Below are 22,715 nucleotides of genomic sequence, written 5' to 3' on the forward strand. Positions count from 1 at the left end.
TCGTGAAACTGAAGATCCGTCACCTGACCCGCTACCGCTACGCCAGTCCGCTGCGCGCCGCGGTCCAGACCCTGTGCCTGACGCCCAGCTCCGGCGCCGGGCAGCAGGTCCACCACTGGTGCCTCGATGTCAGCGGCCGGCTGCAGCCGCACACCGATGCCTGGGGCAACCGCAGCCATCTGATGCACATCGAGGCCGGCGAGCGCGAGCTGCGCTGCGAGGCCTCCGGCATGGTCGAGACCTGCGGCCAGGCCTGGTCGCCGGAGCCCGCCGGGCCGGATCCCCGGGTCTATCTGGCGCCCTCGCCGCTGGCCGTGCTGGATGCGGCGATGCGCCATGATCTGCGCGATGCCGGCCTGGAGGCGCCGCGCGACGAAGACCTGGCGCTGGCGCTGGCCCGCCATGTGGCCGAGCGGGTGCGCTATCGCGCTGGCACCACCCATGCCGGCACCACCGCGGCGCAGGCCTGGCAGGGCGGGGAGGGTGTGTGCCAGGATCAGGCCCATGCCTTCGTGGCTGCCTGTCGTGGCCTGGGCGTGCCGGCCCGCTATGTCAGCGGCTATTTCCATGCGCCGGGCAGCGAGTCGCTGGCCAGCCATGCCTGGGCCGAGATCTGCCCCGATCCGGCCGCGCGCCGCTGGCTGGGCATCGACATCACCCATGTCGGTCGGGTCGACGAGCGCCATGTGCGGCTGGCGGTCGGCCCCGACTATGCGGCCTGCTCGCCGATCCGCGGCGTGCGCAGCGGCGGCGGGCGCGAGCGGCTGACGGTCGAGCTGGAGATCGTCGCGCTGCCGGCCTGAACCGGCGGCGGGCTGGCGCGTCTCCCCCGGAAAGCATGGGAAGCTGCAGAACCGGCAGAACTTCAGCGCTGTCACGGTCTGGCCGATAAGGAGGCAGAGAAACCGCCTTCACCCGTCCACCATGTTCAAGGCCTTGCAGAAGCTGCAGAAGATGTTCGGCTCCCGTCCGGAGGACGAGCCCGACTCGCGGCTGCTTGATGGCTGGGCCCACAGCCGTGGCCATCAGCTCAAGCGGGTGCGGCGCGGCGAAGGCCGGGTGATCGAGTTCGACTGCGATGACCGGCGCGGGCGCATGGAATGGGGCCCTTCGCACCGGGCCTACATCAAGGGGCACGAGCTGCGCATCCGCATCGACGCCGGGCTGCCCGGGCAGATGGAGATGATGATCATGTCGCGCCGGCTGGCCCAGCAGCTCGGTGGCGAGGCCTACCAGACGCTGACCAGCGCGCACCAGACCGGCATCGATGCCGATCTGCCCGAGGAGGTGCGCTGGCTGTCGATGCTCGAGAAGGTGCCGGTGCCCTCGTCGGCAGCGGGCTATGTGCTGATGTCATCCTCGCCGGTGCATGCGCGGCGCTGGCTCGATGGCGATCTGCTCAGCCGTGTCAGCCGCGCCTCCAATCTCTGGCTCGGTGACAGTGCACCGCTGGTGGTGATGACGCTGCGGGGCTGCATCTACCTGCGCACCGAAGCCGGCGCGCTGGAGGAGCCGATGCTCGACGGCGCCCGTGCACTGGCGGAGTCCGCGCTGCTGTCGGCCCGCCAGGCGCTGCTGCGCCCGGTCGACGAGCCTGATGCGCCGCCGCCGGCGCCGCTGCGCCCGGGCCTGTCGAGCGCGGCCGGCGGCCGGCGCATCGGTGCGATGGGGCCGCCGTCGGGTTTCGAGAATCCGTCGGTGCTGGAGCTGCCGATGGACAGCGACATGATGGCGATGTCGATGCCGGCGCCCACCCAGCCGCCGCCGACGCCGCGGCGCTGAGACCTCCCCCGGTCAGCGCGCTGCGGCGCGCTGCGCATGCCGCCAGGCCAGCTCGGCCATCGGGCGGGCGCCGGCCGCGGCCTGGCGGGCCTGTGCGCTCGAGGCAGTGCCGTCGACCACCCGGCGCGCGATGCCCTGCAGGATCGCGCCGATGCGGAACAGGTTGTAGGCGAGGTAGTAGTCCCAGTCGGCCAGCAGCGCCTCGACCGCGTCGACCGTCATGCCCGGGTGGGTGCGCGCCAGGTAGCGCCGCACGTAGTCGCCCTCGGCCGGAATGCCCAGCGCGGGCAGGTCGCAGCCACCGATGCCGCGGAAGGCGCCCGGCGGGATGTGCCAGGACATCGCGTGGTAGCTGAAGTCGGCGATCGGGTGGCCCAGCGTCGACAGCTCCCAGTCCAGCACCGCCAGCACCCGCGGCTCGGTCGGATGGAAGATCAGGTTGTCGAGCCGGTAGTCGCCATGCACCACCGCGACCTGCGTGTCGTCGCGCGCGGCCGCGGGCAGGTGCGCCGGCAGCCAGTCGATCAGCCGGTCCATCTCGGCAATCGGCTCGGTGACCGAGGCCTGGTACTGGCGGCTCCAGCGCGCGATCTGGCGCTCGAAGTAGCTGCCCGGGCGGCCGTGGTCGCCCAGGCCGACCGCCTGCGGATCGACCCGGTGCAGCGCGGCGATCACCCGGTTCATCTCGTCGTAGATCGCGCCGCGTCCGGCCGGCGTCATGCCTGGCAGCGTCTGGTCCCACAGCACCCGGCCCTCGACATGCTCCATCAGGTAGAAGGCGCGGCCGATCACCGCCTCGTCCTCGCACAGCAGCAGCATGCGCGGCACCGGCACCTCGGTGGCGGCCAGCGCGCCCATCACCCGGTACTCGCGCTCGATCGCGTGCGCCGAGGGTAGCAGCTTCGCCGCCGGTCCCGGCTTGGCGCGCATCACCCATTGCCCGGCGGGCGTGCGCAGCCGGAAGGTCGGGTTGGACTGGCCGCCGCTGAACTGCTCGACCTGCAGCGGGCCGTCGAAGCCGTCGAGCCGCTCGCGCAGCCAGGCGGCGAGCGCGTCGGCGTCGAAGGCATGCTGCGGGGCCACCGGGCGGGTGGTCGGGGCGGAAGAGGTCATCGCAGGCATCTCCTGGCAGGGGCGGAATCGGGGCGTTCGGCGTTCAGCGCTCGGCGATCGCCATCAGCTTCTCGCGCGAGAGCACCACCAGCCGGGTCGGCTCGACCCGCACCGCGCCCTCGCGCTCGAAGCCCTTGAGCTCCTGGTTGACCCGCTGGCGCGAGGCGCCGACCAGCTGCGCCAGGTCTTCCTGCGCCAGCTGCAGGCCGATGCGGATCTCCTCGCCGTGGCTGATGCCGTAGCTGCGCGACAGGTGCAGCACCTGCTTGGCCAGCCGGGCCGACAGCGGCCGGGTGTTGAGGTCCTCGAAGGAGGCGAACATCAGCCGCAGCCGGCGGCAGTTCAGCCGCAGCAGCGCCTCCGACAGCTCCGCATGGCGCGAGAGCAGGTCGAAGAAGTCATGCTTGCGCACGATCAGCAGCGTGGTCGGGCCGTGCGTGGTCGCGTCATGCGTGTGCGGCAGGCCGTCGAACAGCGAGATGTCGCCGAACCAGGTGCCGGGCTCGACATAGGTCAGCGTGATCTGCTTGCCCGACATCGACACCGAGCTGGCGCGCACCGCGCCGCTGGCCACCGCCACCCAGTCGGTGGCCGGCGCGCCGCGGGTGCCGATCTGGATGCCGTCCGGATAGCGTCGGATGATGGTGCGGCTGATGATGTCGTGGCGCAGCGCCGGCGACAGCTTGGAGAACCAGGAGCCGGATTCGATGTTCCGGCGCTCCTCGGGGGTCAGGACAGGGGTGGTCATCGCGTCGTCAGGCCGCCGGCGTACTGCGCCAGCAGCCTTTCCATCGTGGTGGTGTGTTCGTCGGGCTGCAGCCAGTCGGTGGGCGAGAGGTTGACGGCGCGCAGCACCGTGCTCTGGCCGCCGGGGCCGAGGTCGACGATGTTGATGCAGGCCGGCGACTGTTCCAGCCGGCCGAGAAAGGCGCGGCCGCCGCACAGCCAGCCCGACAGCAGCGCGCGGTTGACGCCGCCGTGCAGCACCAGCAGCGCGGTCTGCCAGCCGGCGTCGTCCTGCAGCCGCGCCATCGCCGGCAGCACCCGGTCGAGCAGCGCGCCGATCGTCTCTCCGCCGAGAAAGGCCCGCTCTTCGATCGTCTCGCCGGGGGCCGGATCGAACGTGCTGGTGAAGGCCTCGCGCAGCTGCTCCGGTGCCAAGCTGGAGAGCCGGCCCGGGCGGATCTCCTCGAAGTCCGGCTCGATGTCGATCGGCCGGCCGGACTGGCCGCAGGCGGCCAGCACCCGGCGCGCGGTCTCGAGCGTGCGCGGCAGGCCGCTGACGACGACGCGGTCGAAGACCACGCCGGCTGCGGCGAACAGCGCACCCGCCGCATCGGCCTGGGCACGGCCGGCGGCGTTCAGCGGCACCTCGTGCGGGGGCAGCGGCGTGCCGTCGGGCAGGAAATAGTCGACCGCCCCGTGCCGCATCAGGTAGAGGCGGCGACGGGGCGGCGGGGTGAAGAGATCGGCGGCATTCGGCATGGGCGCCGATTCTGGCACGCAAAAAAGAACGATCGTTCGTTCTTTCTGGCGCAAACGGTTCCGATCAGATCGGGACTTTCCCTCAGGCCAGCGGACCGCGCGGGACCAGATGCTGGCGCAGCCGCGCCAGCGCGCGCTCGAGCGTCTCGTCGCGCTTGGCGAAGCACAGCCGCGCGAACTGCTGGTCGCGCCCGTCCGGGTAGAAGGCCGACAGCGGAATGGCGGCCACGCCCACCTCGCGGGTCAGCCATTCGCAGAAGGCGGCCTCCGGCAGCGCGGCGATGTCCGGCGCCAGGCCGGCGTAGCTGACGCACTGGAAGTAGGTGCCTTCGCAGGGCAGCAGCGCCAGTCCGGTGCCGGCCAGACCGGCGCGGAACCGGTCGCGCTTCCTCTGGTAGAAGGCCGGCAGCTCAAGGTAGGGCGCCGCATCGGCCATGAAGGCCGCCAGCGCGTGCTGCATCGGCGTGTTGACGGTGAAGACGTTGAACTGGTGGACCTTGCGGAACTCGGCCATCAGCGCTGCCGGCGCGGCGACGAAGCCGACCTTCCAGCCGGTGACATGGTAGGTCTTGCCGAAGCTGGAGATCAGCACGCCGCGCTCGGCCAGCGCCGGATGGCGCGCGATGCTCTGGTGCGTCGCACCGTCGTAGACCATGTGCTCGTAGACCTCGTCGGCCAGCACCAGGATGTCGGTGGGCGCCAGCAGCGCGGCGAGCTGCTGCATCTCGGCCTCGGTCCAGACGGTGCCGGTCGGGTTGTGCGGCGTGTTGACCAGGATGGCGCGGGTCCTGGGCGTGATCGCCGCGGCGATGGCGGCGAAGTCGGGGCGGAAGCTGCCCGGCGTCAGCGCCACATGCACCGCGCGCGCGCCCGCCAGCAGGATCGAGGGCTCGTAGCTGTCGTAGCAGGGATCGAGCACGATCACCTCGTCGCCCGGATGCACCAGCGCGAGCACCGCGGTCAGGATCGCCTGGGTGGCGCCGGCGGTGATGGTGATCTCCAGGCCGGGGTCGCAGGCGCGGCCGTGCAGCGCGGCGATCTTGGCCGCGATCGCCTCGCGCAGCGCCGGCACGCCGGCCATCGGCGGGTACTGGTTGTGGCCGGCGTCGAGCGCGTCCTTCACCGCCTGCATCAGCCGCGGGTCGCCGTCGAAGTCCGGGAAGCCCTGGCCGAGATTGACCGCGCCGTGCTGCTGCGCGAGTGCGCTCATCGTGGTGAAGATGGTCGTGCCGACGGCGGGCAGGCGGCTGGTGAGGGCGGGCGTGGGCATCGGGGGGTCTCCAGGGCAAGGGCGGTGGCAGGACTCAGAGGCCGTCGCTGGCGGCGGGCTGGTCGATGCTCTGGCCGAGCATCGCGCGCTCGATCAGCGGCCGGCTCAGCCGGTCCGACAGCAGCTCGGCGAAGGTGTAGACGAAGTTGCGCAGGTAGGCGCCGCGCTTGAAGGCGATGCGCGCCACGTTCGGGCCGAACAGATGGCCGACCGGCCGCGCGGTCAGGTCGCCGCCCGGGGCGCACAGCACATCGTCGAGCACCGCCATCTCGGCGACGATGCCCACGCCCAGACCCAGCCGGACATAGGTCTTGATGACGTCCGAGTCGATCGCCTCCAGCACGAAGCTGGGCTTGAGGCCGCGCTGCTCGAAGGCGGCATCGATGCGCGAGCGGCCGGTGAAGGACGGGTGGTAGGAGATCAGCGGCTCGGCGGCGAGCTGCTCCAGCGTCGGGCGCTCCAGCCGCGCCAGCGGGTGGCCGACCGGCAGCACCGCGACATGGCGCCACTCGTAGCAGGGCAGCGTCACCAGGTCGTCGTACTGGGTCAGCCGCTCGGTGGCCATGCCGATCTCGGCCGCGTCGTCGAGGATCATCTGCGCCACGTCCTCGGGCGTGCCCTGGTGCAGGCTGACCGCGACCTTGGGGTAGCGCGAGCGCAGCGCCGCCACCGGCGTGGGCAGCACATAGCGCGCCTGGGTGTGGGTGGCGGCGATCGACAGCGTGCCGGCCTCCTGGCGCGAGTAGTCCTCGCCGATGCGCTTGAGGTTGGCGACCTCGCGCATGATGATCTCGATCGACTGCAGCACCTGGCGGCCGGGTTCGGTCACGCGGCGCAGCCGCTTGCCGTGGCGCGCGAAGATGTCCACGCCCAGTTCCTCCTCGAGCTCGAGAATGGCCTTGGAGATGCCGGGCTGCGAGGTGTGCAGCGCGCGCGCGGTCTCGGTCAGGTTCAGGTTGCGCCGTGCGGCCTCCTGGACGAAGCGGAACTGGTGCAGGTTCATGCGGCCGGCTCTTCCGCGGGGGGGGCGTCGACCAGCGTCAGCGCGGCCTGCGCGATCGCGCGGGTGATGGCCTCGGTCTCGCCGATCGCGGCGGTGTCGCGGATCGTCACCGCCGGCAGCTGCGCGCGCAGGCCGGCCAGCAGCTCGGGCAGGTCGCGGCGCACATGGCCGCCGGCGCCCAGGAACAGCGGCACCACGGTGATCAGGGTGCAGCCCTGCGCGGCCAGCGCGTGCGCGGCCGCGTCCAGACGCGGCTCCATCAGCTCGAGATAGGCCAGCGCGACCGGGCGGCCGCCCGCGGCCTCGCGCATGCGCGCGGCGATGGTCTCGAAGGGGCGCGCCCAGGCGGGGTCGCGGGCGCCGTGGGCGAACAGCAGGATGCCTTGCATCGGAAGTCTCCGGACAGGTGGGACACAGGAAGGAGCGCAGGAAGGCAATGCGGCTTCAGCGGTAGCGCACCAGCCAGCTGAAGGCCGCCAGCGACATCAGCAGATAGACCACGCTGGGCACGCTGGCGGCCAGCCAGGGCGTCCAGTCGTGCAGCAGGCCCAGATGGCCGCTGACATTGTTGAGCAGCACGAAGCTGATGCCCAGCAGGATGCCGCCGAAGACCTTCAGCGGCACGCCGCCGGCACGGGCGTGCAGATAGGCGAAGGGCAGCGCCAGGCCCAGCATCACCAGGCAGGCGAAGGGGTAGAGCGCCTTCTTCCAGAACTGGATCGCATGGCGCTGGGCGGTCTGCTCATGGTCGGACAGGTGGCTCATGTAGGTCCACAGCGCCGCGGTCGACATGGTGCGCAGCGGCAGCACCGCGGCCGAGACCACCTCGCGGGTCAGCGTCGAGGGCCAGTCGAGCGTGGCATGGCGGCGGTCGGGCTGCAGCGTCGGCGTGGCGTCGGCCGCCCACTGCGACACCAGCACGCCTTCGAGCCGCCAGGTGCCGTCGGCGCCGACCTGCGCGCGCTCGGCGGTGGTGCGGGTGCGCAGCTCGCCCTTCGGGCCGAACTCGAGAATGCGCACCCGCTCGAGCTCGCCCTCGTCGGGGGCTGCACCGATGCTGATGGTGAAGCGGTGCTCGCCGTCGGCCTCGGTGCGGCTGTCGCGCAGCCACAGGCCGCCGGGCCCGACCGACAGCCCGCCGTGGCGGCGCGACTCGATCACGGTGGCCTGCGCATCGCACCAGGGTGCGACATAGTCGCCGACGACGAAGGTCAGCGCCGCCATCACCAGCCCGAGCCGGGCCAGCAGCCACAGCGCGCGCCCCGGCCCCAGGCCGCCGGTGCGCAGGATGGTGAACTCGCTCGACTGCGCCAGCCGGGCCAGCGCGTAGATCGCGCCGATCAGCAGCGCGATCGGCATCAGCTCGTAGAGATGGCCGGGCAGCTGCAGCACGCACACCAGCAGCGCCTGCTCGAGGCGGTAGTCGCGCCCGATCGCGTCGAGCTCGCCCACCAGGTCGATGAAGAAGAACAGGCCGAGAAAGGCCAGCGTGACGAACAGCGTCGCGCCGAGGATCTCGCGGTAAAGCAGCCGCCGGACGGTGCGCATGGGGTGTTCAGGAAGTCGGTGAAGGGGAGCGATGCCAGGGCAGGCGCGGCAGGTTCGAGCCTGCCACCCGCCAGCGCAGCAGCGCCAGCGCGCCGGCCAGCATCGAGCCGTGCACCGCCAGCAAGGCGCCCGCAGCCGGCAGCCGGCCGTTGGCCACCCAGGCCTGGCTCAGCGAGACCAGGTTGAAATAGACGACGAAGCCCAGCAGCGCGACCATCAGCACCCAGTTGTTGCCGCCGCGCGGCCCGCCCGAGGCCAGGCCGATGCCCCACAGCAGCAGGTTGAAGGCGGCCAGGATCATGCCCAGGCGCCAGACCAGCTCGCCGCGGCTGCGGGCCTGGTCCGAGCGCAGCAGTGTCAGCGTGTCCTGCGCCTTCGGGGGCAGCTCGGCCAGCGGCCCGGCGCTTTTCTCGCCGATGCGCACCACATAGCGCTCGAAGCGCGCGATGGTGCGGGTGCCGCCCTCGACATCGAGATCGGTGCGCGCGCCGTTCGACAGCACCAGCTCGCGCTGGCCGTCCTCGCGCGGCTCGATGCGTCCGGCCTGGGCGGTGGTCACCGACTCGCCGTCCTCGCGCTGGTCGAGAATGAAGATGTTGCGCCCGTCGCTGCTGTCGGCCGACTGCTTGTCGAGAAAGAACACCCGCCTGCCGTCGCTGGAGGTCTGGAACTGGCCCGGCGCGACCCGCGACAGGTCGGAGCGGCGCTCGTAGCGGTCGCGCAGCTCGGTGGTGTTGCGGTTGGCCCAGGGCCAGACCAGCAGCATCAGCGCCGTCACCGCCACCAGCACCGGCACCGCGAAGCGCAGCACCGGCCGCACGAAGCGCGCGATCGACACGCCGCTGCTGAACCAGACCGCCATCTCGCTGTCGCGGTACATGCGCGTGAGCACCGACACCACCGCGACGAACAGCGACAGGCTCAGCATCGTCGGCAGCTGCGCCAGCGCGATGTAGCCCAGCAGCAGCACGACATCCTGCGGCGAGACCTTGCCGCCGGCGGCCATGCCGAGGGTGCGGATCAGCATCATCGTCAGCACGATCGTCAGGATGACGATCAGCGTGCCGCCGAAACTGCGGGAAAGATCCTTGCGTAGGGTGGAATCGAATAACATCGGCGCGTCTTGGAACAGCGCGGAATTATGGACGTTCGAACTCTCGTGGCGGAATCGCCGGACTTTTCGCAACTCGATCGCGAGGCGCTGGTCGTGGTCGTGCCCTCGGATCGTGCCCAGTGGCAGCTCGACGCGGCGCTTTGCGCGCTGCTCGACGAGGCGGTGGCTGCCGGCGATCTGGCGCTCAAGCCGGGTCGCACGCTCTACATGCATCGCCCGGCCGGCCTGAAGGCCGCGCGGCTGGCGGTCGCGGTGGCGGCCGACGGCAGTGCCCGCGCCTGGAAGAAGGCGCTGGCCGCCGGCCTGGGCCTGATCAAGGGCGGTGGCGCCAGCCGCGCCGCGCTGGTCTGGGCTGGCGCGGGCCAGCCCGACGCCGCGATGGCCGAAGCCGTTGCCTGCGTGGCCTCCGATCTGGTCTATGTCTACCGTCTGACCAAGCCTAGCGCGCCGGAGGCCTCGCGCCTGGGCGCGGTCGAGCTGGTCTGCGCCACGGCCGCCGAGGCCGAGGTGTCCGCCGGCCTGGCGCGCGGCGCGGCGATCGCCGCCGGCGTCGAGCTGGCGCGCGAGGTCGCCAACCGGCCGGCCAACCACTGCACGCCCTCGCATCTGGCCGACGAGGCCCGCGCGCTGGCGAAGATGAAGGGCGTCAAGGCCGAGATCCTCGAGCGCAAGGAGATCGAGGCGCTGGGCATGGGCTCCTTCCTGGCGGTCGCCCAGGGCTCGGCGGAGCCGCCGCGCTTCATCGTGCTGAAGTACCAGGGCGCGGGCAAGAAGGACGCGCCGGTGGTGCTGGTCGGCAAGGGCATCACCTTCGACACCGGCGGCATCTCGATCAAGCCTGCCGCCGACATGGACGAGATGAAGTTCGACATGGGCGGCGCCGCCAGCGTGCTGGGCACCTTCCGCGCGGTCGCCGCGCTGCGCCCGAAGGTCAACCTGATCGGCCTGATCCCGACCTGCGAGAACATGCCCGACGGCCGCGCGGTCAAGCCCGGCGACGTGGTCACCTCGATGTCGGGCCAGACCATCGAGATCCTCAACACCGACGCCGAGGGCCGGCTGATCCTGTGCGACGCACTGACCTACGCCGAGCGATTCAAGCCGGCGGCGGTGGTCGACATCGCGACGCTGACCGGTGCCTGCATCATCGCGCTGGGTCATCACCACGCCGGCCTCTTCAGCCCGGACGACGCGCTGGCCGACACCCTGCTGGCCGCAGGCCGCGCCGCGCAAGACACCGCCTGGCGCCTGCCGCTCGACGAGGAGTACGACGAGGCGCTCAAGAGCAACTTCGCCGACATGCCCAACGTCGGCCCGCGGGCTGGCGGCGCGATCACCGCGGCCAAGTTCCTGCAGCGCTTCGCCAAGGCCTACCGCTGGGCGCATCTGGACGTGGCGGGTGTCGCCTTCCGCAGCGGCGCGGCCAAGGGCGGCACCGGGCGCCCGGTGCCGCTGCTGACGCACTTCGTGCTGTCGCAGGCCCAGTGAACGCGGGCGCCGTGATGCCGGCGGTCGCCTTTCACTTCAACGTGCCCGAGCGGCGTGGCTACGTCTGCCGGCTGCTGCGCAAGGCCTGGCGCAGCGGCGCGCGGGTGGTGGTGACCGGCGAGGCGGCGATGCTGGCCGAGGTCGACCGGCTGCTGTGGACCTTCGAGCCGCTGGAGTTCGTGCCGCACTGGCGTGGCGCAGGCGTCGACGCGGTGCCGGAGCGGCTGCGCGAGACGCCGGTGCTGCTGCTGGAGCAGCACAGCCCGGCGCTCGGCCATGACGTGCTGGTCAATCTCGGTCACGAGGTGCCGCCGGACTGGCAGCGGTACCGGCGTGTCATCGAGGTGGTCAGCCGCGACGAGTTCGATCGCGACCGCGCCCGTGCACGCTGGCGCCGCTACGGCGCCGCCGGTGCCGCCATCGAGAAGCACGAGGCGGGGGGCGCATGAGCCCGACCGGTGTGCCGCCGCGCGTCGCGCCGCCCGAGGTGCCGGTCCTCACCGAGGTGGTGCTGCCAGCGCGCCCCGACGTCATGCCGCCGGAGCCGCCGCCGGTGGCGGGTGTCTCCGGCGCGCTGCCTGCGGCCGAGGCGGTGGCGGTCGCGCTGGCGATCGAGTCGGGTCGCAGCCCGCTGCCCGCGGGGACTCCGGCGATGGCCGTCGCTGCGCCGTCGCCACCCGTGGCCGCAGCGCTGCCGGCTGATCTGCAGGAGCAGATCGTGCTGCAGGTGCTCGGCGACATGCAGCGCCAGGTCGATCGGCTGCTGGAGTTCCGCCTGCGCGAAAGCCTGGCGCCGGTGCTCGAGCGCCTGGCCGACAGCCTGGTCGACGAGGTCCGCGAGCAGCTTGCGCTCACGCTGCGCGATGTGGTGCGCCGTGCGGTGGCCCAGGAACTGGCGCGGCATCGCTCGCGCTGAAGTCTCCGGCCGTCATCCGGATCGGCTGCTCTGCCGTTGTCTGAGGGCTTACCCGCGAACTTGATCCAGCCGCTGGAGAGCGGTCCGGATTTGGGTTAAGTTTTCTGCCTGTCATTCCCCATCATTCGCAACCCTGGAGTTCTGATCCATGAATCACAAGCTCAATGTCGCTCTCGCTGGCCTGGCGCTGCTGGCTGCCGCAGGCACTGCCTCGGCCCAGGAAGTGGTCAAGATCGGCCATGTGGGCCCGACGAGCGGCGGCATCGCGCACCTGGGCAAGGACAACGAGAACGGCGCGCGCATGGCCGTGGACGAGCTCAATGCCAAGGGCGTGACGATCGGCGGCAAGAAGGTGAAGTTCGAGCTGCTGGCCGAGGACGACGGTGGCGATCCGAAGCAGGGCACGGCGGCGGCACAGAAGCTGGTGGACTCGAAGGTCGCCGGCGTGGTGGGCCACCTGAACTCGGGCACCTCGATCCCGGCGTCGAAGATCTACAGCGACGCGGGCATTCCGCAGGTGTCGCCGTCGGCGACGAACCCGAAGTACACCCGCCAGGGCTTCAAGACGACCTTCCGTCTGGTGGCGGACGACGTGCATCTGGGCGGCACGCTGGGCAAGTACGCGGTGACGCAGCTCAAGGGCAAGTCGATCGCGGTGATCGATGACCGCACCGCCTACGGCCAGGGCGTGGCCGACGAGTTCGAGAAGGGCGTGAAGGCGGCCGGCGGCCGCACAGTGGCGCGCGAGTTCACCAACGACAAGGCGACGGACTTCACCGCGATCCTGACCAACCTGAAGGCGAAGAAGCCGGACATCGTGTTCTTCGGCGGCATGGACGCGGTGGCGGGCCCGATGATCCGCCAGATGAAGCAGCTGGGCATCAAGGCGAAGTTCATGGGCGGCGACGGCATCTGCTCGGGCGAGCTGCCCAAGCTGTCGGGCGGCGCGATGGACGACAGCCAGGTGGTGTGCGCCGAGGCCGGCGGCGTCGAAGGCGAGCAGAAGAAGGGCATGGACGAGTTCAAGGCCCGCTTCAAGACGAAGTTCAACGCCGACGTGCAGATCTACGCGCCGTATGTGTACGACTCGGTGAACGTGCTGGTGGCGGCGATGGAGAAGGCCGGCTCGAGCGATCCGGTCAAGTACCTGCCGGTGCTGGCCAAGACGACGGGCTACAAGGGCGTGACCGGCACGATCACCTTCGACGAGAAGGGCGACATCAAGAACGGTGCGCTGACGATGTTCACCTACAAGGGTGGCAACCGCGAGCAGATCGCGGTGGTGCGCTGAACGTCGCACTGTCGGTGTCGGGCGGATCTCGGTCCGCAGCGGTCACGGCAACAGCAACGACAACGAGGGGGCTTCGGCCCCCTTTTTCACGGCGCTCTTTTCAATCCGAAATTTCTCATGCTAGAATACATGTCTTTCCGGAGAGGTGGATGAGCGGTTTAAGTCGCACGCCTGGAAAGCGTGTGTGGGTTAATCCCCACCGCGGGTTCGAATCCCGCCCTCTCCGCCAGATGCAAACCCCAAGTAATTGAATTACTTGGGGTTTTTGCTTTGCGAGTGTCGTGCCTGGCGCAGCTCAGGCCAATCGGTCCACCACCGACAGCAGCTGGCGCGGGCTGAAGGGTTTGGTCAGGAAGGCGCTGGCGCCTGACTCCAGGCCACGACGACGGTCTGCCGCTTCGGTCTTCGAGGTCAGCATGATGACCGGCGTGCGGCGCAGCGTGGCATCGTCGCGCAGGCGCTGGCAGACCGCGAAGCCGTCGAGGGCGCCGGGCATCATCACGTCGAGCAGCACCAGGTCCGGGCGCAGCCGCAAGGCGCAGGCCAGACCCTCGCTGCCATCGCCGGCCTCATGCACCTCGAGATTCTCGATCTCCAGGGTCATCCGGATCAGTTCGCGGATCTCGGGCTGGTCGTCGATGACGAGGACACGTTTCATTGTCGGTTTCCGGTCGGCAAAGCAGGGCGATGCTGCCGAATCTAGAGGCGTGACGCGTGTCTGATGGCGGAAACAGCCGGATCGGTCTGCGGCTGTTCGCTCGGACCCCTCGGCGCGAGGCGGCCTACGCTGCCGGTCGACCCCTTGCGAGTCCTGCCGATGTCCGACCGTTCCCTGGAAACGATTCCTTCTTCCTGGCCCAGCCGTGCAGCCCATCGGCTGGCGGTCGCCTTGCGCTCGCGGCCCGGGCTGCTGCTGCTCGGGCTGGCGGTGCTGGGCGCGGCAATCTGGCCATGGCAGAGGCCGGCCCAGACGCTGGCCCCGCTGCCCGGCGCGGTGCTGCTGATGCTGCTGCCGCTGCTGCAGAGGCCGCTGCTGCCCCTGCTGGCGGCGCTGGTGCAGGGCGTGGCGCTGCTGACAGCCGACCTGCCCGCCTGGCTGCTGCTGACGCTGGCCCAGGGCCTCTTCGGCGGGCTCGATGCCCGCCAGCGTGCGGGCCAGGCACAGGCGCTGTTCGATGTGGATTTCCTGGTGCGTGCGATGGGCCGCTCGGGGCGCATTCATCTCAACCTCGAGGTGCTGCGGGCCGAGACGCCGCTGGGGCAGCGCCTGAAGGATGTGCAGGAGCGCGTCGGTCAGATGCTGGCGCAGGCCCGACGCTCCGCGCAGTCGACCGGCGAGTCCGCGGCCACGCTGCAGGACAGCGGCCAGCGCCTGGGCGAACGCAGCGAGCAGGCCGCGCGCGAACTGGGCGATGTGGCGGTGTCGCTCGACCAGGTCGCGGTGATCGTCAAGGACAGCGCCGGCGCGGCGATGGCTGCGCGCGCGACGGCGCAGTCGGCGACCGCGCTGGCCCGCGAGGGCGGCGAGATCGTCACCCGCATGGTCGCGCAGATGCACCGCATCGACGCCGACGCGCGTCGCATCACCGACATCATCGGCGTGATCGACGGCATCGCCTTCCAGACCAACATCCTGGCGCTGAATGCGGCGGTGGAGGCTGCGCGCGCCGGCGAGCAGGGACGGGGCTTCGCGGTGGTGGCGGGCGAGGTGCGCATGCTGGCGCAGCGTGTCACCCAGGCCGCGGCCGAGATCAAGGGGCTGATCGGCGAGTCGGTGCGGGCCTCGACCGAGGGCAGCGCGCTGGCTTCGGTCGCCGGCACCACGATCGAGCGGCTCAGCGAGGCGGTCACTCGGGTCGACACCACCTTCCACAACCTCTCGGCCGACACCAACGAGCATGCCGACGGGCTGCTGGCGATGCGCGACACGCTGTTCGCGCTGCGTGAGACCACCCGCGAGAACCTGCAGCTGGCCACCGAGACCTTCGCGATCGCGGACGTGCTGGCGGCCCAGGCGCGCGATCTGGACGGGGTGCTGGCGCAGTTCAGGCTCTCCGGCATGAGCGAGGCCGTGTCCGCGCCGGGGTCGACGTCCGTCGCCCGGATGCCGGCCTTCGCCGCGACCGCTGCCGTCACGGCATCGGCATCGGCATCGAATCCGCCGGCAGCCCAGGGTGCGGTCGAATTCTTCTGAGGCCTGGCGCCTCGTGCTGGAGGGCCTGCTGCTGGTGCTGCTGGCCCAGACGCTGGCGCTGTGGCTGCTGACCACGTGGCTGTCGCATGAGGCGGCGATGTGGGCGCTGCCGGCCGGTTTGCTGCTGGCCGCGCCGCTGGTGCTGTGGCGCGGTGCGGTACGGCTGGATTCGCCGCATCGGCAGCCGCAGCCGCATCGGGACACGTCGCAGCAGGCCGGCGATGACAGCCTGCTGCAGGCGCTGCGTCGCCATGCGCCGGTGGCCCTGCTGGACGCACGGGGCCGTTTCGTCGAGGTCAGTGATCCTTTCTGCCGTCTGGTGGGGCAGCCGCGCCGAACCCTGATCGGGCGCGGGCATCGCGGCCTGGTCGCCGGGGCGCTGGAGCGGCGCCGCTGGCGCGAGATGCGCTGCGTCGTGGCCTCCGGTCTGCCCTGGCGCGGCGAGATCCTGCGCGGGCCGGGCCTGGCGCCGCTGCTCGGGGTCGACACGATCGTCGTGCCGCTGCCGGGCCGCGAGGGCCGGCCGCAGCGCTATCTGGCGCTATGCCATGACATCACCCGTCACCATCAGGCCGAGCAGGCCCTGGCGCACACCAACGCGATGCTGCGCGGCATGCTCGAGAACGTGCCCTGCGGGCTGGCGGTGTTCGACGACGCGCTCGATCTGATGATCTGCAATGCCGAATACCGCCAGCTGCTCGACCTGCCCGAAACGCTGTTCTCGGGCGCACGCACCTCCTACGAGCAGATCGTGCGTGCAAGGCCGAGCGCGGCGACTACGGCGCTGGCGACCTCGACGCGCTGGTGGCCGCGCGCATCGCGGTGGCGCGCCAGCCGATGCTGCAGCGCATGGAGCACACCCGCGAGGACGGCCTGACGCTCGACATCCGCAGCGCGCCGCTGCCCGGCGGCGGCTTCGTCACCACCTACGTCAACATCACCGACCACAAGCTGACCGAGACGCTGCTGCGCGGCTCGATCGACGCGGTCAACGAGGCCTTCGTCGTCTACGACCCGCAGGACCGGCTGGTGTTCTGCAACGACAAGTACCGCGAGCTCTACGCCACCTCGGCCGATCTGATCCTGCCCGGGGCGAGCTTCGAGTCGATCATTCGGGCGGGGGCCGAGCGCGGCCAGTACCGGGCCGCGGCCGGCCGCGTCGAGGCCTGGATCGCCGAGCGCATGGCGGTGCACCGCGCCGCTGATGGCGTGGTCGAGCAGCAGCTCGATGACGGGCGCTGGCTGCGCATCATCGAGCGGCGCATGCCCGACGGCCATCTGGTGGGATTCCGCATCGACATCACCGAGCTGGTGCTGGCGCGCGAGCGCGCCGAGGCGGCCTCGCGCGAGAGCCGCAAGGCGCTGGCACGGCTGCAGGCCATTCACGCCATCCTGCCGGTGGGCATCACCGTGACCGATCCCTTCGGGCACATCATCGACTGCAATCCGGCCTCCGAGCGCATGCTCGGCCTGAGCCGCACCGAGCATGTCGGCCGCGACTGCGACGACGCGCGCTGGACCATCCTGCGCGCGGACGGCAGCCCGATGCCGCCCGACGAATACCCCAGCCTGCAGGCCCTGCGCAGCGGCCAGCCGGTGCATGACGCGGTGATGCAGGTGCTGGCGCCCGACCAGCGCCCGGTCTGGCTGTCGGTCAGCGCGATGCCGGCCGCGCATGAGGAGCTTGGCGTGGTCGTCGGCTATGTCGACATCAGCGAGCAGCGCGTCCAGCATGCGGCGCTGCTGCGTGCCAAGGCCCAGGCCGAGGAGGCCAGCGTGGCCAAGAGCCAGTTCCTGGCCAACATGAGCCACGAGATCCGCACGCCGATGAATGCGGTGCTGGGCATGCTGAGGCTGCTGCAGGGCACCGCGCTGAGCCCGGCGCAGCAGGACTACACCGACAAGGCCGGCCGGGCCGCACGCGCGATGCTCGGCCTGCTCGACGACATTCTCGACTTCTCGAAGATCGAGGCCGGCAAGCTCGAGCTCGATCCCCAGCCCTTCGCGCTGGAGCGGCTGCTGCGCGATCTGGCCGATCTGGTGGCCGCCAGCGTCGGCGAGCGGGCGCTGGAGGTGATCTTCGACATCGATCCGGCCACGCCGCCCTGGCTGGTCTGCGACGCGCTGCGGCTGCAGCAGGTGCTGATCAACCTGCTGGGCAACGCGATCAAGTTCACCCCGGCCGGCGAGGTCCGGCTGACGGTGCGGCCGGTGCTGCTCAACCTGACCGATGTGCTGCTGGAGTTCGCGGTGAGCGACACCGGCATCGGCATCGCGCCGGAACATTGCCAGCGCATCTTCAGCGGCTTCTCGCAGGCGGAGACCTCCACCACCCGGCGTTTCGGCGGCACCGGGCTCGGGCTGTCGATCTGCCAGCGGCTGGTCGCGCTGATGGGCGGCGAGATGGCGCTCGAGAGCCGGCCCGGGCCGGGCAGCCGCTTCAGCTTCGAGCTGGCGCTGGAGATCGCCTCGGACGAGCAGGCTCCGGTGCCGTCTGCGCGGCTGGACGGGCCGGCGCCGCAGGTGCTGGTGGTCGACGACCATGCCGGCACGCGCGAGATTCTGGTCGCGATGGCGGCGTCGCTGGGCTGGCCGGCGCAGGCGGTGGCGAACGCCGACGCGGCGGTCGAGGCCGTCCGCCGTGGCCTGGCGTCCGGGCCGCGGGTGACGCTGGCGCTGGTCGACGGGCTGCCGGCTGCGGCGGCACGCACGCTGTGCCGCACGTTGCGCGGCCATGACGAGGATCTGATGCTGCTGTCGCTGGAAAACGCCGGCGGCCGGATGGCGCTGGCCTCGCAGCCACTGTCGCAGCGTGATGGCCTGGACGGCTGCCTGGTGCGGCCGCTGATCGCTCCGGTGCTGCGCGACACCGTGGCGGCGGTGGCGGCCGAGCGGCGTGGCGAGTCGCCGCCGGCGGCCACGGTGGCGGCCGAGCACCGGCTCGACGGCCTGCGGCTGCTGGTGGTCGAGGACAACCCGAACAACCAGCAGGTTGCGCGCGAGCTGCTCGAGGGCGAGGGCGCGCAGGTGACGATCGCCGCTGACGGCCAGCAGGGTGTGCAGGCGGTGGCCTCGGCCGATCCCGGCTTCGACCTGGTGCTGATGGACCTGCAGATGCCGGTGATGGACGGCCTGACCGCCACCGGCCGCATTCGGACCGATCTGGGCCTGACGCGGCTGCCGATCGTCGCGATGACGGCCAACGCGATGCCGGGCGACCGGATCGCCTGTCTGGCCGCGGGCATGAACGAGCATGTCGGCAAGCCCTTCGACTTCGATGCGCTGGTGCGGGTGCTGCTGCGCCTGACCGGTCGGCGGATGGGCGCACGGCCGGCCGCTCAGGCCCTCAGGTTGCCCGAGTCGATGCGCCTGCACGCGGCCCGGGCCGGTCTGGATCTGGATGGCGCGCTCGATCGCATGTCAGGCCGTCTCGATGTGCTGCGCCGCTTTGCCGCTGCGCTGGTGCCGACCCTGCAGGGCTGCTGCGCGCAGCTCGAGGCGCATCTGTCGCGGGGCGAGCAGGCCGAGGCGGTGCGGCAGATGCACTCGCTCAAGGGCCTGGCCGCGACCATGGGGGCTGCCGACCTGTCCCGGCTGGCCGCCCAGGCCGAGAAGGCGCTGGCGGCGGGCCTGCCGCCGCCGGGCGGGCATCGGCTGCGCGACTGGTGTGCCAGTCTGGCCGGGCCGTGCACAGACCTGGCCGAACATCTGCAGGTGCTTCTGGCCGATCTGGCCGGCGAGCAGGGCGCGCTCACCCAGAAGGCGCGAGAAGCCCCGTCCTTCAGGGCGGGGAGGTAGAGCGCAGGCTCGCGCAGCGAGCCATTGGCTTGGTGGTCGAGCCAATTCGAGCCTTCCGCTTCCAGTTGCGCCCCACACCCGGCACCGCGCACACCCTGCGCCGGTTCGCTGGGTCGTGCCGCTGGGTGTGGAACCGGGCCATCGGCGAACAGCAGCGGCTGAGGGAGGCGGGCGAGAAGTTCTCGGGCTTTGCTGCGATGTGCCGCTGGCTGACGGCGTGGCGCAACGACCCGGACACGGCATGGCTGGCCGAAACCCCCGTGCAGGCGCAGCAGCAGACCCTGAAGCGACTGGAGGCGAGCTACCGGCGCTTCTTCGAGGGCCAGGGCGGCTATCCGAGGTTCCGGGGTCGGGGCCAGGATGCGGGGCTGCGGTTTCCGAAGGCTTCGGACTGCAAGCTCGACGCTGAGAACCAGCGCATCAAGCCACCGAAGCTGGGCTGGATGCGGATGCGCCAGTCGCAGGCGGTCGAGGGTGAGGTTCGGAACTGGACGCTGACGCAGGAGCGAGGCCGCTGGTTCGTGTCGATCCAGGTGGAACAACCGGAGGTGATCCCGGCGGCGGGACTGGTGCCGACGCTAGGGATCGACTTCGGGGTGGCACTGTTCGCGGCGACGACGGACGGTGAGTGCGTGGCGCCGCTGAATGCGCTGAAGCGGCAGCAGAAGTACCTGAAGCGGGTCCAGCGCAGTGTCTCGCGCAAGGTGAAGGGGTCGAAGAACCGGCGCAAGGCGATTGACCGACTGGGCAGAGTGCATGCCCGGATCGCGGCGCAGCGCAAGGACTGGCTGCACAAGCTGACGACGAAGTGGGCAGATGCGCATCCGGTGATCGCCATCGAGGATCTGAAGGTGGCGGCGATGAGCGCCAGCGCCAAGGGCACAGCCACCGAGCCAGGGCAACGAGTGCGGCAGAAAGCGGGACTGAACCGCTCGATCCTCGATCAGGCGTGGGGCGAGGCACGGCGACAACTGGAGTACAAGACAGCGGCCCGAGGCGGTGCAGTGGTGCCCGTGGACCCGGCGTACACGAGCCAGCGGTGCAGCGCCTGCGGGCACACGGCCAGGGAGAACCGGCCGACGCAAGCCCGCTTCGAGTGCGAAGCGTGCGGGCACAGTGAGAACGCGGACCTGAACGCCGCGAAGAACGTACTGGCCGCGGGACACGCGGTCTGGGTCGCAAGGCCCGAAGCCTGTGGAGCGGAGGTCAGACGTGCCAGACCCGTGAGGGGACGACACGCAGCCGCAATGAAGCAGGAACCCGCCGAAGGCTCGGCCGCGCAAGCGGTCGTGTCTGCCGGAATCCCCGTCCTTTAGGGCGGGGAGGATGTCAATGCCCCGGATTGAGGCCAGGCAGGAACTCGATGCCGGTGCGCTTGACCAGCTCCGCATAGCTGATCGGGCGCGGCATCGGTGCCTCGTCGCGGTTGTCGATCCAGTAGGCCCAGGCGCGGTTCTCGGCCTCGTCGTAGACCAGCTTGTAGAGCTGCGAGGGCACCCAGACCTGGTTGTCGCCGATGGTGCGCGGCCGCTTCGGGAACATCGGGCCGGTGTAGACCTGGACCGCGCCCTTGCTGCGCATCACGTACTTGCGGGTGGCCTGCTCGATGTCGGCCCAGGGGCCGCGGTTGTTCTGCTGCGCCTGCGGCACCATGTTGGCCATCGAGAAGCTCTGCGCCATCGCCTGCGCGGTGGGCATGTCGGCCGCCGGGGCCATGTGGCCTCGGTCGAAGCCGGAGTTGCGGTAGTCGTCCGGCGTGGCCCGGTCGGCCGAGGGCAGGCGGGCCTCCGGATAGAAGCGGTTGGTGCGCTCCTCGCCGCGCGCGTCCTGCAGCTGGCGCCGTGTCAGCCGCTCGATCACCAGCACCGGCGTGCGGCTCTGGCCGGAGTGAATGACCGCGAAGGCATCGAAGCACAGCTCGCGCAGCCGGCGCTGCGGGCTGAGGTCGATGCGTGGCAGCACGCTCTTCTGCGGGAAGAACTGCGGGCAGCGGCTGCTGCTGCCAGGATAGCCCAGCGGGCCCCCGGCGGCGGGCGCGGCAGGGGGCGTCGCCTCGCCCGACTGTGGCAGCAGGGACTTCAGATAAGAGCTCAGATCGGTGTTCGACAGCAGCAGTGCAACAACGCTGGCAATGCTGGCCAAGGTGATGGGGCGGGGGCGGAGCAGGGACACGTCGGAACAGGAAATGGACCTGAAGATTCGATGAAGGGTTGTGACACTAACCGAAGTCGACGCGGAACACCGCTCAGATCGGGGAGTCGACTCCTGCCTGTCGCTGCTAACGTCCTGCGCATGAACGATTCCTCGATCCCGTCCCGTCTGCTGCGCGTCTGCACGCTGCCTGTGCTGCTCGCACTGGCTCAGGCCACTGCGGCGGTGCCTGCCGTCGCGGCCAGCACGGCGGCTTCCTCGGCGCTCGACAGCGCCTCCTCGTCGGTCGGCAGCCTGTCGACCTCGATCGGCCAGTCCAGCCGAAGCTCGTCGGGCGGCGATCTGGCCGCCGGCGACTGGCGGGTGACCGATGTCGCCGAGCTGGCGCCTGACGCCGCCGAGCCCGGGCGCGCGCTGCTGGCGCTGACGCTGCAGGCCGAGCCCGGCGGCGCCGAGCTGGTGCTGAAGCTGCCGCGCGTGCTGGCCGAGCGCCAGGTGCTGGGCACCGGCGCGCTGCTGAACGTGCGCCGTCAGGGCTGGGGCTTCGAGCTGGCCCGTGCCGGCGCCGCCGAACCCTTCTTCCTGGTGCTGGACGACATGCGCCACCGCGAGCTCGGCTCGCGCCCGGTCACGCTGTGATCCGGGCGGCGGCCTGGCCGCTGGCGCTGCTGATCCCGCTGCTGCTGCTGCTGGCGCCGCCGGCCCGGGCGGATCTGCTGCGGCCGTGCGCGGTCGCGCCGGATCCGGGGCCGCGCGCCATCGGCCGGATGCTGATGCTGGCCGAGCGGGTGCGCAGCACGCTGGAATCCTCCGGGCGTCGGGTCGCGCTGGTGTCGCGCGCCGGTCTTGACCTGGATCGCATCGGCCACCGCTTCTCGCATGCCGGCTTCAGCGTGCGTGCCAGCGCCGACGGGCCGTGGTCGGTGCGCCAGCTCTACTACGCCTGCGAGGAGGGACGCTCGCGCCTGTTCGACCAGGGGCTGGCCGGCTTCCTGGCCGGTGCCGAGCGGCCTGAGCGCGGCCATCTGTCGGTGGTGCTGCTGCCGCTGGAGGCCCGCGCCGACGAGGCCGCGCTGGAGACGGCGCTGCTCGATGCCGGCCGCTCGCTCGAGGTGCTGGGCACGGTCTACAGCCCCAATGCGCACGCCTTCTCGACCCGCTACCAGAACTGCAACCAGTGGGCGATCGAGCTGATCGCGGCCGCCGGTGGCGCCGGTCCCGGGCGCGAGGCCGCGCAGGCCTGGCTGCGCCGCACCGGCTACCAGCCCAGCCGCATCGAGCTGCCGCTCTGGGCGGTCGACCTCACGCGCCTGGTGCCCTGGCTGCACCATGACGACCATCCGCCCGAAGATCTTGCCGCCGGGCGAATGCAGGTCAGCCTGCCGGCGGCACTCGAGGACTTCCTGCGCCAGCGCTGGCCGGCGGCCGAGCGGCTGGCCTTCTGCCATGCCGGCGCCCGTGGCGTGCTGCGCCGGGGCTGGGCGCCGCTGAGCGACGACTGCATGCCGGAGCCGGGTGACGAGGTGTTCGCGCTGGAGTGACGGCCCGCTTCTTCGGCCGCG

General features: G+C 71.1%; 21 protein-coding genes, 1 tRNA gene and 1 pseudogene. 13 read left to right on the forward strand and 10 right to left on the reverse strand.

Annotated features, from left to right (window positions below; genetic code table 11):
• The first annotated feature begins 2 nt into the window (after positions 1-2).
• On the forward strand, positions 3-803 hold the full coding sequence (locus HZU84_RS05640; protein WP_149503442.1) for a transglutaminase family protein: 801 nt from the start codon (positions 3-5) through the stop codon (positions 801-803).
• Between the two features lie 121 nt (positions 804-924).
• Complete coding sequence (locus HZU84_RS05645) at positions 925-1,782, forward strand: hypothetical protein (protein WP_149503443.1); 858 nt, start codon at positions 925-927, stop codon at positions 1,780-1,782.
• Between the two features lie 12 nt (positions 1,783-1,794).
• Here the strand turns inward: HZU84_RS05645 and HZU84_RS05650 are convergent, their stop codons facing one another.
• The 8 genes from HZU84_RS05650 to lptF all read right to left on the reverse strand — a co-directional run bounded on the left by HZU84_RS05650 (position 1,795) and on the right by lptF (position 9,315).
• Positions 1,795-2,895: a phosphotransferase gene (locus tag HZU84_RS05650; protein WP_149503444.1), complete on the reverse strand. Its 1,101-nt coding sequence runs from the start codon at positions 2,893-2,895 to the stop codon at positions 1,795-1,797.
• Between the two features lie 43 nt (positions 2,896-2,938).
• Complete coding sequence (locus HZU84_RS05655) at positions 2,939-3,643, reverse strand: Crp/Fnr family transcriptional regulator (RefSeq protein ID WP_149503445.1); 705 nt, start codon at positions 3,641-3,643, stop codon at positions 2,939-2,941.
• Entirely contained in the window at positions 3,640-4,380 is a 741-nt protein-coding gene (locus tag HZU84_RS05660) for a histidine phosphatase family protein (protein ID WP_149503446.1), read from the reverse strand. The genes HZU84_RS05655 and HZU84_RS05660 overlap by 4 nt, the downstream gene beginning before the upstream one ends.
• A gap of 82 nt (positions 4,381-4,462) precedes the next feature.
• Positions 4,463-5,650, reverse strand: a complete 1,188-nt coding sequence (locus HZU84_RS05665) for a pyridoxal phosphate-dependent aminotransferase (RefSeq protein WP_149503447.1) — start codon at positions 5,648-5,650, stop codon at positions 4,463-4,465.
• A 34-nt stretch (positions 5,651-5,684) separates the two neighbouring features.
• Positions 5,685-6,653 carry a CysB family HTH-type transcriptional regulator gene (locus tag HZU84_RS05670; RefSeq protein WP_149503448.1) on the reverse strand — a complete coding sequence of 323 codons (969 nt, stop codon included), beginning with the start codon at positions 6,651-6,653 and terminating at the stop codon, positions 5,685-5,687.
• Positions 6,650-7,042 carry a sirohydrochlorin chelatase gene (locus HZU84_RS05675; protein ID WP_149503449.1) on the reverse strand — a complete coding sequence of 131 codons (393 nt, stop codon included), beginning with the start codon at positions 7,040-7,042 and terminating at the stop codon, positions 6,650-6,652. Before HZU84_RS05675 ends, HZU84_RS05670 begins: the two co-directional genes overlap by 4 nt.
• Positions 7,043-7,097: 55 nt before the next feature.
• On the reverse strand, positions 7,098-8,201 hold the full coding sequence (lptG, locus tag HZU84_RS05680; RefSeq protein ID WP_149503450.1) for an LPS export ABC transporter permease LptG: 1,104 nt from the start codon (positions 8,199-8,201) through the stop codon (positions 7,098-7,100).
• Between the two features lie 7 nt (positions 8,202-8,208).
• Positions 8,209-9,315 (reverse strand): LPS export ABC transporter permease LptF, encoded by a 1,107-nt coding sequence (gene lptF, locus HZU84_RS05685; RefSeq protein WP_149503451.1) that lies wholly within the window; start codon positions 9,313-9,315, stop codon positions 8,209-8,211.
• A gap of 27 nt (positions 9,316-9,342) precedes the next feature.
• Here lptF and HZU84_RS05690 point away from each other — a divergent pair, with 27 nt between their 5' ends.
• From HZU84_RS05690 to HZU84_RS05710, 5 genes are all read left to right on the forward strand, one after another.
• On the forward strand, positions 9,343-10,803 hold the full coding sequence (locus tag HZU84_RS05690; RefSeq protein WP_149503452.1) for a leucyl aminopeptidase: 1,461 nt from the start codon (positions 9,343-9,345) through the stop codon (positions 10,801-10,803).
• Positions 10,800-11,252 carry a DNA polymerase III subunit chi gene (locus HZU84_RS05695; RefSeq protein ID WP_244954476.1) on the forward strand — a complete coding sequence of 151 codons (453 nt, stop codon included), beginning with the start codon at positions 10,800-10,802 and terminating at the stop codon, positions 11,250-11,252. Before HZU84_RS05690 ends, HZU84_RS05695 begins: the two co-directional genes overlap by 4 nt.
• Positions 11,249-11,719 carry a hypothetical protein gene (locus tag HZU84_RS05700; protein WP_149503453.1) on the forward strand — a complete coding sequence of 157 codons (471 nt, stop codon included), beginning with the start codon at positions 11,249-11,251 and terminating at the stop codon, positions 11,717-11,719. The genes HZU84_RS05695 and HZU84_RS05700 overlap by 4 nt, the downstream gene beginning before the upstream one ends.
• A gap of 148 nt (positions 11,720-11,867) precedes the next feature.
• Positions 11,868-13,010, forward strand: a complete 1,143-nt coding sequence (locus tag HZU84_RS05705) for a branched-chain amino acid ABC transporter substrate-binding protein (RefSeq protein ID WP_149503454.1) — start codon at positions 11,868-11,870, stop codon at positions 13,008-13,010.
• A 139-nt stretch (positions 13,011-13,149) separates the two neighbouring features.
• Positions 13,150-13,239 (forward strand) — tRNA-Ser (locus HZU84_RS05710).
• A 66-nt stretch (positions 13,240-13,305) separates the two neighbouring features.
• Here the strand turns inward: HZU84_RS05710 and HZU84_RS05715 are convergent.
• Positions 13,306-13,668 carry a response regulator gene (locus HZU84_RS05715; protein ID WP_149503455.1) on the reverse strand — a complete coding sequence of 121 codons (363 nt, stop codon included), beginning with the start codon at positions 13,666-13,668 and terminating at the stop codon, positions 13,306-13,308.
• A 159-nt stretch (positions 13,669-13,827) separates the two neighbouring features.
• Between HZU84_RS05715 and HZU84_RS05720 the strand changes: the two genes are divergently transcribed.
• The 4 genes and pseudogenes from HZU84_RS05720 to HZU84_RS05735 all read left to right on the forward strand — a co-directional run bounded on the left by HZU84_RS05720 (position 13,828) and on the right by HZU84_RS05735 (position 20,318).
• Positions 13,828-15,204 (forward strand): methyl-accepting chemotaxis protein, encoded by a 1,377-nt coding sequence (locus tag HZU84_RS05720; protein WP_180692809.1) that lies wholly within the window; start codon positions 13,828-13,830, stop codon positions 15,202-15,204.
• Positions 15,205-15,301: 97 nt separating this feature from the next.
• Positions 15,302-16,104: pseudogene (locus tag HZU84_RS21090) on the forward strand (PAS-domain containing protein); the annotation flags it as partial.
• Between the two features lie 78 nt (positions 16,105-16,182).
• The gene (locus HZU84_RS05730) at positions 16,183-19,002 is read left to right on the forward strand and encodes an ATP-binding protein (protein ID WP_338054793.1); all 2,820 of its coding nucleotides are present in this window, start codon (positions 16,183-16,185) and stop codon (positions 19,000-19,002) included.
• Positions 19,003-19,034: 32 nt separating this feature from the next.
• Entirely contained in the window at positions 19,035-20,318 is a 1,284-nt protein-coding gene (locus HZU84_RS05735; RefSeq protein WP_244954514.1) for an RNA-guided endonuclease InsQ/TnpB family protein, read from the forward strand.
• A gap of 13 nt (positions 20,319-20,331) precedes the next feature.
• Here the strand turns inward: HZU84_RS05735 and HZU84_RS05740 are convergent, their stop codons facing one another.
• Complete coding sequence (locus HZU84_RS05740) at positions 20,332-21,144, reverse strand: DNA/RNA non-specific endonuclease (protein WP_244954477.1); 813 nt, start codon at positions 21,142-21,144, stop codon at positions 20,332-20,334.
• Between the two features lie 150 nt (positions 21,145-21,294).
• Here HZU84_RS05740 and HZU84_RS05745 point away from each other — a divergent pair, with 150 nt between their 5' ends.
• The gene (locus tag HZU84_RS05745) at positions 21,295-21,792 is read left to right on the forward strand and encodes a hypothetical protein (RefSeq protein WP_149503458.1); all 498 of its coding nucleotides are present in this window, start codon (positions 21,295-21,297) and stop codon (positions 21,790-21,792) included.
• Positions 21,789-22,694 carry a DUF2145 domain-containing protein gene (locus tag HZU84_RS05750; protein WP_149503459.1) on the forward strand — a complete coding sequence of 302 codons (906 nt, stop codon included), beginning with the start codon at positions 21,789-21,791 and terminating at the stop codon, positions 22,692-22,694. Before HZU84_RS05745 ends, HZU84_RS05750 begins: the two co-directional genes overlap by 4 nt.
• Positions 22,695-22,715 lie beyond the last annotated feature (21 nt).

Origin of the sequence: Sphaerotilus sulfidivorans (genome assembly GCF_013426975.1) — a bacterium.
In the GTDB taxonomy this organism is placed as follows: Bacteria; Pseudomonadota; Gammaproteobacteria; order Burkholderiales; family Burkholderiaceae_C; genus Sphaerotilus; species Sphaerotilus sulfidivorans.